The 12,048-nt window shown below is 43.2% G+C and carries 7 protein-coding genes; 5 read left to right on the forward strand and 2 right to left on the reverse strand.

What is annotated here, in order from left to right:
• Position 1: 1 nt before the first annotated feature.
• The gene (locus LKX84_RS05605; protein WP_228236811.1) at positions 2-1,723 is read right to left on the reverse strand and encodes a GMC family oxidoreductase; all 1,722 of its coding nucleotides are present in this window, start codon (positions 1,721-1,723) and stop codon (positions 2-4) included.
• A gap of 168 nt (positions 1,724-1,891) precedes the next feature.
• A complete protein-coding gene (locus LKX84_RS05610) occupies positions 1,892-3,016 on the reverse strand; it encodes a multiheme c-type cytochrome (protein WP_228236156.1) in 1,125 nt (374 codons plus the stop codon).
• Positions 3,017-3,777: 761 nt separating this feature from the next.
• Between LKX84_RS05610 and LKX84_RS05615 the strand changes: the two genes are divergently transcribed.
• The 5 genes from LKX84_RS05615 (at position 3,778) to LKX84_RS05635 (ending at position 12,023) form a co-directional block, all read left to right on the forward strand.
• Positions 3,778-5,292 carry an AraC family transcriptional regulator gene (locus tag LKX84_RS05615; RefSeq protein ID WP_228236157.1) on the forward strand — a complete coding sequence of 505 codons (1,515 nt, stop codon included), beginning with the start codon at positions 3,778-3,780 and terminating at the stop codon, positions 5,290-5,292.
• Positions 5,293-5,364: 72 nt separating this feature from the next.
• Positions 5,365-5,838, forward strand: coding sequence for a helix-turn-helix domain-containing protein (locus tag LKX84_RS05620; protein WP_228236158.1), 474 nt, complete (start codon positions 5,365-5,367; stop codon positions 5,836-5,838).
• A 374-nt stretch (positions 5,839-6,212) separates the two neighbouring features.
• On the forward strand, positions 6,213-9,455 hold the full coding sequence (locus tag LKX84_RS05625) for a SusC/RagA family TonB-linked outer membrane protein (RefSeq protein ID WP_228236159.1): 3,243 nt from the start codon (positions 6,213-6,215) through the stop codon (positions 9,453-9,455).
• 30 nt (positions 9,456-9,485) lie between these two features.
• Positions 9,486-11,201 carry a SusD/RagB family nutrient-binding outer membrane lipoprotein gene (locus LKX84_RS05630; protein WP_228236160.1) on the forward strand — a complete coding sequence of 572 codons (1,716 nt, stop codon included), beginning with the start codon at positions 9,486-9,488 and terminating at the stop codon, positions 11,199-11,201.
• A gap of 21 nt (positions 11,202-11,222) precedes the next feature.
• Positions 11,223-12,023, forward strand: a complete 801-nt coding sequence (locus LKX84_RS05635; RefSeq protein WP_228236161.1) for a hypothetical protein — start codon at positions 11,223-11,225, stop codon at positions 12,021-12,023.
• Positions 12,024-12,048: the final 25 nt, after the last annotated feature.

Here is a 12,048-nt window from a genome sequence, read left to right on the forward strand (position 1 = left end):
CCTATAGGTTTTGTTGTTTCAATTGTTCAATGATGTAGTCCGAGGCTCGCCATGAAAGTGCCAAAATGGTCCAGGTACAGTTCTTATCCGCTTGGGATGTAAATGGCCCGGCATCCACAACAAATACATTGTCCACATCATGCAATTGGTTGAATTTGTTGGTAACCGAAGTTTTGGGATCATCACCCATCCTAGTGGTGCCCACTTCATGTATGATTCGCCCCGGTGTGAGCAGTCCATAATCAACATCTGCCGAAGGTTTGTCCCCCAAAGGTTCGCCACCCATGTTATGGATGATCTCCTCAAAAGTGTCCTGCATATGCTTGGCCTGTTTTACCTCTAGGTCAGACCACTTGTAATTGAATTTAAGTACCGGAATCCCGAACTGATCAACCGTCGTGGGGTCGATCTCACAGTAATTTTCCTTTCGGGCGATACTTTCCCCCCTACCTGCCATGTGCACCACAGATCCGTAATATTTTTTCACATCATCCCGTAAAACATCACCATACCCCCCAACATTAAGTCCAAAAAACTTGTTGAATTCATTGGCATCAAATCCGAATCCGTAATTGGGTTGGCGCATTCCTCCCCCTACTTCAATATGGTAACCACGTGGAAAATCCAATTTGCTATTATCGCCCCACCATGGAGAATACACGTGCATACCCCCGGTTCCATCTTCGTTATAAGAAACTTTTCGGTTCATAAGGGCCGGAACAAATGCTGCGCGACTTGCTCCGGTTGAATCATGAAGGTATCTACCCACATGATCACTACTGTTACCCAATCCATTGGGATGTTGTTTGCTCTTGGAATTCAGCAGAATACGGGCAGAACTACAGGCAGAAGCGGCAAGTACCACAACCCTGCCCCTTAGTTTATATTCCTTTCTATCATCCTTGCTGATGTAAGACACCCCAGTTGCCTTTCCTTCTTCGTCCGTGGTTACTTCCCGCACAACGGAATTGACATAAATTTTGACTTTTCCCCCACTTTTTTGCGCTGGGAATATCAAGCAACTACCTGATGAGAAATCGGCATAAACAGAACAAGACCGGGAACATTGTCCGCAGTAAAAACAAACGCCCCTATCCTTGTTTATCCGCTTGGTCAACATGGAAAGTCGACCAGGGATTACGGGCACTCCAGATTTTTGGGCTCCGTTAATGTAGAAAAGCTCATGCAGTCTTGGTTTTGGTGGAGGCAGAAAAAATCCATCGGGATCATTCTCCAATCCTTCATTGGTCCCGTACACCCCGATAAGTTTGTCCACTTTATCGTAATAGGGTTTTACATCATCATAACCGATGGGCCAATCGTCCCCATGACCGTCACGGGTTTTTCCTTTAAAATCCTTTGGCCCAAAACGCAGGGAAATCCTTCCCCAGTGATTGGTTCTACCACCCAACATATGGGAACGGAACCAGTCAAACTTTGTTCCAGGTTCATGGGTATAAGGTTCCCCTTCAATCTCCCAGCCACCATAGGCCATATCCCAGCCACCAAAAGCCCTTGTGGTTCCTGCGCCTCTGTTGGGCGACTCGTAGGGCCACTTCAATTGGGTCATGGTTTTGGGGTCGGCCGGGTCAAAAAATGGACCTGCTTCCACTACAGCCACATTCAGTCCGGCGTCGGCCAATTGTTTGGTCGCCATGCCCCCTCCAGCGCCAGAACCCACTATGATCACATCATAAAATTCTGGTGCTTCTTTGATCTGCATCATACCTTTTCTTTGAAAAATTTGTTAGGGAAAATAGTATTATGACCAAAGAATCTTGAGGAGTTGGGAATAAAATAGACCCAAATTCAAGAATTTTATAAAGAATAGTGGTTTTTAGAAATTTTTGAAAGGGTATGATTTTTTTAAACCCTGACCGAACATGGAGATTTATCTGCGCTTTTGAAGCACTCCATCCACATAGATCCCGATAAGATGGGTGCGGATATCCACCGAGGTTTCCTTGTTGTCATTTCCCAATTTCACCATCATGGTCTGGGATGGAAAAAGTGGCATATGGCAACTGATGCAATTGGTAGGTTGGGATGTATTAAAATCCTGAGCAGTGTGCAGTTCTTTAGGTGACGAGTGGCATTCAATACATTTTGAGTTAAAATGTTGTGCATCTCCCCGCTGTTTTTGATGAGGATCATGACAGGTGGTGCAGGTCATTGTATCCGAATTTTTAAAGCATTCACTACTAGTTAACAGGCCATATTGATTGCCATGAACATCCAACTCTGCCTGCGTACGACCAAAATTGTAGTTTTTGGCATATTTGTCCAAACGTTCGCCAGCAACAAAGGAAAACGGATTGTCCTTGATCTGTATGGCACGCAACCCGGAATGGCACTGCACGCAAACATCCATTTTTAACTGGCGTGCTAGGGAATCTATCCTAACCACAGGGTCTATATTGTTTTGGTCAAGCTGTCCTGTCCTGAAATCCACATGCTTTTTTAACGGACCATGGCAACGCTCGCAGTCGATGCCATACATAAAGGATTCTCTCTCATAAATATTGGTGTTTCCCTTAAAATCCCCATTCTTGGCAAAGGTTACATGGCATTTGATACAATTATCGGTCACAGACCGGACAAACTTGTAGTTAGGATAACCAGGACTATTGATAAAATCATCGGTGAGGGTAAAATAAGATACCTGAAGTTGTGTGAGAAAATCATCGTTGAAAGACAAATACGATTGTCCCTTAACACCTGAGCCTACAACAATGTCCAATCGGGATCTATCCAAAACCTTGCCTGTTGATTTGGATGTTATGATCTGATAAAAATCCTCCCCATCTTGCTCAATTTTTGCAACGGCATCGATTAGATCAACCCCATGGGCAGAGCTATCGAAAGTACCCTTTAATGTTTCGGGGCTGGCCAATGCCGACGTTTTAAAATGAGGTGTTTGTATGTGGCTTTTATAAATATCTTGGTGACAGGCGATACACGTTTCCGATCCTGCAAATTGTTCCCCGTTGTAATGGGTAGGCATTACTTTTGCCACGGTTTGATAGACTTCTTCTTTCCCTTGATAAACCCAAAAAAATAAAACCGTCAATACCGCTATCAAAACGATAATTGTATATGCTATTTTAGATTTGAAAGTCACTGGCCAGATTATATTAACCTATTTTGAAAGGTAACTAAGGAACACATTTTTAATGGGATATCGAAATGGAAATGAAAAAGAAAAGCTTTACCCATTAAATTAGACCTATTCTATATCATTGATTATAAAATAGATACATGACTACAAGGAACCGAAGAAAATGTCATTTTACATTTAGCTTTTAAAAATTTTGAATGGTTCCCATCCAATACATTTAACAATTTTGTGCTCTGACTAAAACTACCATAAGGATTCCGCAACACTATTACAAAAGAGAAGCGGTAAAGCGAAATCAGATCGCATAACCTGTCCCTAACCTAGGGATCTAGTTTTATCCAACATGTACAGAAACCACTTGCCAATAAATGAGATTGTAATGAGTCTAGGGTGATGTTTGGTAGCTTTTCTTAGAATACCAATTTTGTTAAACCGACCTCAAGAAAAAGTGCAACAAACGTTTAAGTAAGCCTTATATTAAATTTAATACTGTGACAACTGACATTTGAAAAATAGCATCCCGACTTTCAAAATTGGCTTAAATAATTAGATTTTCAGAGTAAATTATTATCGGGGCTTACCTATTTTTATAGTTCATTAACGAATTTAACGGTTGTTTTCACTAAATTGTTAACAACGCTAATTCATCATCAATCAAAATGGGGCAATTTTCCAAAAATATTGTCTTCACTTTACTATTGTGCTATGTTGTTTGTTTACATGGGAATGCTCCCAACGCAATAAATGGCAAGGAATTCTATAACCTAACTTTTCAGGATTCCATCGAATGGGCAGATTACTATTATAATATTCACCGATACGAAAAAGCCATTCCACTCTATGAAAAGAGTTTAGAGGAATTGGATACTCCTGAAAAGGTTCATTCCTTAAAAAAATTAGCCTTAAGTGAAGCCGCCCTACATCAATCCAAAGAATCGGTATCCCACATCTACGATTATTTTAAGATCGATTTTCAACCCAATTTCCTTCAGCATGAAGACTTTGATGAAATTAGGGAAACCGAAGAATTCAAAAAACTGTCAGGTTCAGTTTTGCCCAAAATTTCCGCTTGGTCCATTTTGTACTTCTTTGTTTCCATTATTGGGTTTTATGTGATGTTCGTGCTCTTGTTGAACAAAAACATTGATCTACAGGCCAGGATCCTGATTTCTTTGTTTGTTTTTATTCACTCCCTGTTCATTTTGAACATCTGCGTGAACAACACCAACTACGTTTTTGAATTTCCACACACCTATTTAATGTCCACTTGGTCCTCCTTTTTATATGGCCCACTGCTTTTCTTTTATTTTAGAAGGGTGGCCAAATCCAGTGAGTTCAAATGGACAGATATTTGGCATTTTCTGCCAACAGTGGGGCTATTGATCTATATGATCTTTTTTGTCTATGCTTTTAGTGGCCCTGAAAAAATAGACCAAATGCTTACAAGGTTACAACAAGGCCTGAACCCTGGCGATTCCACAAAATTGACCTTAATGGTCATCATAAAGGCCATTTCATTAGCGATTTATGCCTATTTCGTGCATTTGATCATCGTCAGAAATAAAAACGGACTCGCCAAAAAAACACGGATTTGGCAAAAAAACATGTATGGTATCCATGTAAGTTATGTAGTCATCTATTTAGTTTATGGACTTTCCATTATGGCCGGCAAAAACAGTGGATTCCTATTTCATGCCCCCATTGTTTTAATGAGCACCATGGTACTTTATATTGGTTATGCAGCCAACGTACAGCCCAATGTGTTTAGTGGGCAATACGATTATACCAATATCTTGTTTCCCAAATACGTGAAATCAGGATTAACCGAAAGTCTGTCACAAGAACTAAAGGAAAATCTTCACTCCATTTTTCACCACGAGAAATTATACCGAAGGAACGATATCAGTTTAGATCTGGTGGCTGAAAAATTGGGCACTACACGCCACAATGCCTCGCAACTGATCAACGAGCACTTTAACATGAGCTTTCATGAGTTTGTAAACAGTCATCGAATAAACGATGCCAAGGAATTACTGGAAAACGAAAATGAACGCAACATTATAGACATAGCTTACGAGGTTGGATACAACAATAAAGTTTCGTTCAACAAGGCCTTTAAAAAAGACACCAATCTTACCCCGAGTCAGTATTTGGGAACCATCAAAACAAGGTAAACTCTTATCGGGAACACCCAAATTAACAAGGATTCTTCCTAACTAGTGGTCATCAATCAAAATCATCGAACAATGAAACGACTACTAACTAAAATCCTATCTAGGTACTTGGACGAAGAAAAGTCCATGAGGATTCCGGAAAAATCCTCCTGTAAAAAGTACAAGAAATCGGGACTCACAAGGGAACAGGCCGCATCCATTAAACAGAAAATCCAAATAGCACTGGAAGAAGACCATCTTTATCGGAACAATGCCCTTGGACTGGATGACCTTGCGGACCATATTCAACATAATCGATACAAGGTTTCCCAAGTAATCAACACGTATTTTGCCAAAAACTTTTACTCCTTTTTAAATGAGTATCGTATTCAAGAGGCAAAAATCCTTTTGGAAAAGGACCCAGAACTAAGTGTAAAGGCCATCATGTACGAAGTTGGTTTTAATAGTAAGAACAGTTTTTATTCATCATTCAAAAAAGTCACCGGACTAAGTCCAAACGATTATAGAAATATAGTCGGTTACGAATATGACGTACAAATGGCATAGGCAACAGTAAACATGTCCATTTCTCCTCAATTCGGTAAAGGACCTCTTCATTTTTGAAGGGGTCTTTTTGTTTTTAGTCCTTCTCTCAAAACCATCAAATCCACAAATGTTAAAAAAAGTCCTTCCCCATGGGCGCCCTTATTTTTAGGGTACTTGCCGTTTTAAAAGTACCCCTCCCCGTGTTTTAATGGGTTGATTTGTTATGCAATTGTAAAGGTAGGGCGGTGAGAGGCCTTACTTCTAAAAAAACAGAATCCATTAAGTTTTGTTCTCTTCCCAGAAGTACTATTTGAATTAGCTATCATTTTTTCCTAGCTCCGCCCACCTTTCTCAGTTGCCTGACTCAATTCAATTACTAACAAAACTTTATTCGTATGAAAGTAAAGAATCTGTTTGGAGCACTTCTGGCCTTGTGCCTGACCATGGCTTTTGCCTATGCTCAAGAAAAAACGGTCACCGGAACGGTCACGGACCAAGATGGTGTACCCTTGCCCGGGGTAAACATTATTGTGAAGGGCACATCCAATGGAACACAATCCGATTTTGATGGACAATATCGTTTGTCTGCCAGTACGGGAGATGTACTGGTTTTCTCCTATTTGGGACAACGGACCATTGAACGCAGCGTAGGTGCCGAAAGCACCATCAATGTTCAGATGGAAGAAGATGCATCCCAATTGGAAGAAGTAGTGGTCACCGCCCAAGGTATCGTAAGGGAAAAACGCTCTTTGGGTTATGCGGTAACCACGGTAGAATCTGAAAAGGTGGAGGCCCGACCAGAGGCGGACATCGCCAGGGTTCTGAACGGAAAGGTGGCGGGGGTCAACATTACCTCCAACAACGGACTGTCCGGTTCCGGCACCAATATCATCATCAGGGGATACTCATCGGCCACACAATCCAATCAACCTTTGTTCATAGTTGATGGTATCCCTTTTGATTCTGGCACCAACACCCAAACCAACTTTTTGGACGGCAACACGGAATCGAGCCGATTTTTGGACCTTGACCCCAACAATATTGCCAGCGTAAGCGTATTGAAAGGTTTGAGTGCCACCGTACTTTATGGTAACCGGGGTAGAAATGGGGTAATTTTGATCACCACCAAAGGTGCCGCTTCCGGTGATGCCCCTACCAAGACCGAAGTGAACGTGACCCAATCGGTTTTCATGTCGAATGCGGTTTTGCCCAAATTCCAGCAAAATTATGGAGGTGGATTCCATCAAGGTTTTGGGTACTTCTTCAGTAACTGGGGACCTCGATTTGATCGCACCGACGATGATGGAATTGCCAGTGCAGGGCAGTACATCGGTACAGGACCCAATGGAGAAGCCATTTTAAGACATCCCTTCAACTATATGGCAGACCCAACCTTGATTGCTGGTTTTGAAGATTTGTTGGATGACGAATATCCGTATAAACCATACAACGGGGTTGAAGAATTTTTTAGAACGGGATATGTGTACAGCACCTCGGTAAATGTCCGCGGTGGTTCGGAGAAAATCAGTTTCAACGCCAATTATGGCCGTACCGAAGATATAGGGGTAACCCGTGGCAACCGATTGTTGCGAAACAATTTTAGCTTAGGGGGCAATGCCAAACTATCGAACAATTTTACCGTTTCCGGTGTATTCAACTTTGCAAGAACGGGTTACAAATCGCCACCTAATGCGGTGAGTACGGGAAGTGGAGCTGCCTTTAATGGTTCTGCCATTTTTGGGGATGTACTTTACACTCCGATCAGTGTAGACCTTACCAATATCCCTTACCAGGCCGTTGACGGTCGAAGTGTGTATTACCGCTCCGGTAATGATATCCAAAATCCATATTGGACCGTAGCCAACTCCAAAACATCACAGGAAACCGACCGTTTCACCGGCAACATGTCCATGAGCTACGCTTTGAACGATTGGATGAACCTGACCTATCGAGTTGGGTTGGATACTTATACAGAATTAAACTCCTACGGGCAAAACAGAGGAGGTGTAGATGGACCTACCTTGGGTATTTTGAGAACCACTTCCGTACGGAATTCCATTTGGAACCATGACTTGATATTGAGTGCCGAAAAAAGCTTGTCTGAGGACCTTAACCTGACCGCCACCTTTGGTGCCAACAGCAGAAGGGATACCTATGCACAGGACGGTATTGAGAGTCAAGGACAGTTGGTATTCGGGGTTTTGGAACATTACAACTTTACCACCCCATCCTCGGTGAACTCGTTTTCCGGGGCCAACCTCAACCAAAATTTTGAGGAAAACCTAGTGGGTGTTTATTTAGACGCTACCGTTTCCTACAAAGATTTGCTCTATTTGAACGTTGTGGGCAGAAACGACTGGTCTTCCACCTTGGAAACTGAGAACAACTCTCTCTTTTATCCTGGGGCCAGCCTTTCGTTCATTCCAACAACTGCTTTTCCTGCCATTCAAGGAAATGCGCTTAACTACGCCAAGGTTCGATTGGGCTATGGTTCATCGGCCGGATTCCCTACACCCTTCAATACAAGGGATGTGTTGACTTTGGGTGCTAGGACTTTTGTTGACCTCAATGGAAATGTCGTCTCGGGCAATTCCGTTTCCGATGTATTAGGAAATAGGGATTTGTCGCCAGAAAAAGTCCAAGAATTGGAAATAGGCCTGGATACCAGATTGTTCAATAGGTTGAATTTCAACGTGAGCCTTTTCAAAAAATCGACCAAAGATTTGATCACCAACCGTACCCTGGATAGTTCCACAGGTTTCCGTTCCACTTTTGTGAATATCGGGGAAGTGGAGACCAAAGGTGTGGAAGTGGATTATGACCTCAACATCTTAAGGGAAAGCGAAGCAGGTTTTGGATTTAACTTGGCAGGTAACTTCACTGCCAATGAAACCATTGTAACCGATCTAGCCGAGGGCACCAACAATATCCTATTGACCTTTGCTATCTCCGGCGAGGCTGCCAACTATGCCGTTGAGGGAAGACCATTCGGTGTTTTCTTGGGTTCCACCATTCTTAGGGACGACAACGGAAACAAAGTGGTTGGCAACAACGGTCAATATTTGGTGAACAACAACATCACCGAAATTGGTGACCCCAATCCAGATTGGACCACAGGATTGATTCCGACCTTCACCTATAAAGGATTCTCACTTTCTGCCAATTTACAATACAGACACGGTGGCGATGTGTATTCTGTGACCACAGCCGGTTTGATCGGTCGTGGAGTGGTAGATCCGGATAAGCCCATCGACAGGGAAGCCAATTATATCCTTCCTGGGGTTTTTGCAGATGGAACGCCTAATAATGTGGCCATTACTTCTACCGAGTTCGGTTTCAACACCTATTTCGCAGGAGGAATCAACGAAGTGAACATTTACGATGGTACTACCATCAGGCTTCAAGAGGCTTCATTGGGTTATTCCCTTCCGAAGAAATTTTTGGACAAAACGCCGTTCGGAAGCATGTCGTTCACCCTTTCCGGTTCCAACCTTTGGTACAAGGCGGTAAACTTCCCCGATGATGTGCGGTATGACACCAACTCCTCCAGTACCGGTGTTGGCAACGGACAGGGAATCGATTTCTTCACTGGACCTTCCACAAGAAGATATGGACTCACCGTTAGGGCCTCATTTTAAAAACAGCTAACTCGTTTTAAAAAATACATTATGAAAAAAATATCAAAGATCATTTGTCTCCCATTTGTTGCCCTGGCCATTTTGGCGGGCTGTGAGACTACCTCCCTCGATGTTATTGAGAGCCCCAATGCCCTCAATCCATCACAAGCGAGTGTTGACTTCTTTTTAAATCAGATACAATTGATGACCGCCCAGATCCATTCCGGGGAAGAAGGTCGTGCAGAAAACGGATTGAGCCAATTTGGAATGGAACCCGTTCGTATACAACATGGATTTGGTCCTACCTATCGTGAAAATTACGATCCATCCAATTTTGACAGGGTCTGGGACAATGTGTATGCAAGGGCCTTAATCGATATCCGCACTATGAACCCATTGGCGGAGGAAGCAGGTCAATATACCCATATTGCCATTGGCCAGATCTTGGAAGCTTATATAATGATGTCCATGGTCGATTTCTTTGGCGATGTTCCTTATTCCGAAGCGGCAAAAGGTGGTGAAGGTATCCTGAATCCAAAACTGGATTCCGGGGCATCCATTTATGCGGCTGCCGACCAACTCTTGCTAGATGCCATCGTCAATCTAAATAAAGATGAAACAGCACTTCCGCTGAACGATTTGTTCTATAAAGGAGATGAGAGTCAATGGATCAAAGTGGCAAACACCATGCGCCTTAAACTGTACCTTCAAACTCGCATTGCCAATGCAGAAGGATTTGGGGCGGCGGTGTCCACGGCTCGTATCAATGAATTGATCAGTGGCAACCAATTGATCATGGACTCCGCTGATGATTTCTTTTTCCAATGGGGAACCAACAATGCGTCCCCAGATAGTAGGCACCCTTATTTTGATGCCAACTACGATGGTGCAGGGCCAAGTTCCGACTTCTATACCTGCAACTACTACATGAACCTGATGGCCAACCAATACAGTGAGCCCGATCCAAGGATTCGGTATTATTTCTATCGTCAACAAAGTGATTTCTCAGGCGCAGATGTAATTACCAAGGAATGTGTCACCGAAATTTCCCTACCCTCTTGGTGGGATCCTAGCGAACCATATTGTACTGTGCCAGCCACCAATGGCCTGGATGGTTATTGGGGAAGGAATCACTTGGACAACGATGGTATCCCTCCTGATGATGCCTTTAGGACTCTTCATGGAACCTATCCGATCGGTGGACCTTTTGATGATGATTCCTTTAGGAATGTCTCGGGATCTGCAGCAGTGAGCGAAGGATTGGCAGGAGCGGGCATTTCGCCCATTATGATGTCTTCCTATACTTATTTCATGTTGGCTGAGGCATCTTTGACCTTGAACACCACTGGAAATGCCCGTGATTATTTGGAATCCGGAATTAGGCAATCCATCGGCACCGTAGTTGAATTTGGAGCGTCCCTCGCCAGTGGAAGCGGATTTGAACCAACCAGTACTGCCATTGACAACCACGTTTCCGAAATTTTGGGCAATTATGATGCAGGCAACGATACTGACAAACTTCGCATCATTGTAGAACAATATTTCATTGCCCTTTGGTGCAGTGGAATAGAGGCCTATAACACGTATCGAAGGACAGGTCAACCAGATAACTTGACTCCTGCCTTTGCATTACAGGATCCTGGAACTTTTTTAAGGTCCATGTGGTATTCCCAGACTGCGGCAGACAGCAATACGAACATCACCCAGAAAAGTGCCCCTGACACTCCCGTGTTTTGGGATACCAACCCTGAAGGTTTTGTTGATTGATAAATATTAAAAATGACAAATATGAAAAGTACTTTTAAATATATTTTCGGTTTTCTCATTGTACTGCTGGCTTTTGCCGCATGTGAGGACAAGGACAAAAACCCGCTCAACGTGTTCGATTTGGATAATTCCAAGGCGCCTTATGTTCGTATAAAGCTGGATCAGACCATTGTTGCTAAGGGCGATTTGGCCACTTCTTCCTTATCGGGTACCGTGGATGATGCAAGTGACAATGTAGCCTCATGGGAACTTAGTGTTAGCATTGAATCTGGCGGGGTGGCAACTGACACCGTTGCTTTGACGACCATTACACAATTTCCTAGTGATATTTCCATCCCCTATACCGACATTGCCAGTGCATTGGGCATTACAGTGGACGATATTTCAGGTGGGGATTTTATTCGTTTCTTGGGTAAATCCACAGGTACGGATGGTACTGTGACCACTGTGGACAACTATAGCGCAAACGTAACAGGGCAGCCGGAACAATTGCAGGCTTTCAATTTTATTGTTCTGGTAAAATGTTCTCCTATTTCTGATGCCACCGTACCTGGAACCTGGATCATTGAGATGCAGGACCTTTTCGGGGATGGTTGGGATGGTGCCTTTGTTACCTTCGAAATAGATGGCGTTTCTACTAATTACACCTTTACCTCCGGAGATGCCGCAACGTTTAATGTGGATGTTCCCGCAGGAACAAGCCAGTTGGTGATTTCGTACACCAGTGGAGCATTTGAAGAGGAACATGTATTTACCATCCAAACACCAGATGGTGATGTACGCGGACCATTCGGACCAAATCCAAGTCCGTGTATTAATTAGCATACTATGTAACTCAACCTTAGAA

It is taken from the genome of Allomuricauda sp. M10, assembly GCF_020782875.1.
Lineage (GTDB): Bacteria > Bacteroidota > Bacteroidia > Flavobacteriales > Flavobacteriaceae > Flagellimonas.

Excerpts from the sequence above, each read along its gene's own strand:
- LKX84_RS05605 (WP_228236811.1), bottom strand. The coding sequence starts at position 1,723 with ATGCAGATCAAAGAAGCACCAGAATTTTATGATGTGATCATAGTGGGT.
- LKX84_RS05625 (WP_228236159.1), top strand. The coding sequence starts at position 6,213 with ATGAAAGTAAAGAATCTGTTTGGAGCACTTCTGGCCTTGTGCCTGACC.
- LKX84_RS05615 (WP_228236157.1), top strand. The coding sequence starts at position 3,778 with ATGGGGCAATTTTCCAAAAATATTGTCTTCACTTTACTATTGTGCTAT.
- LKX84_RS05630 (WP_228236160.1), top strand. The coding sequence starts at position 9,486 with ATGAAAAAAATATCAAAGATCATTTGTCTCCCATTTGTTGCCCTGGCC.
- LKX84_RS05635 (WP_228236161.1), top strand. The coding sequence starts at position 11,223 with ATGAAAAGTACTTTTAAATATATTTTCGGTTTTCTCATTGTACTGCTG.
- LKX84_RS05620 (WP_228236158.1), top strand. The coding sequence starts at position 5,365 with ATGAAACGACTACTAACTAAAATCCTATCTAGGTACTTGGACGAAGAA.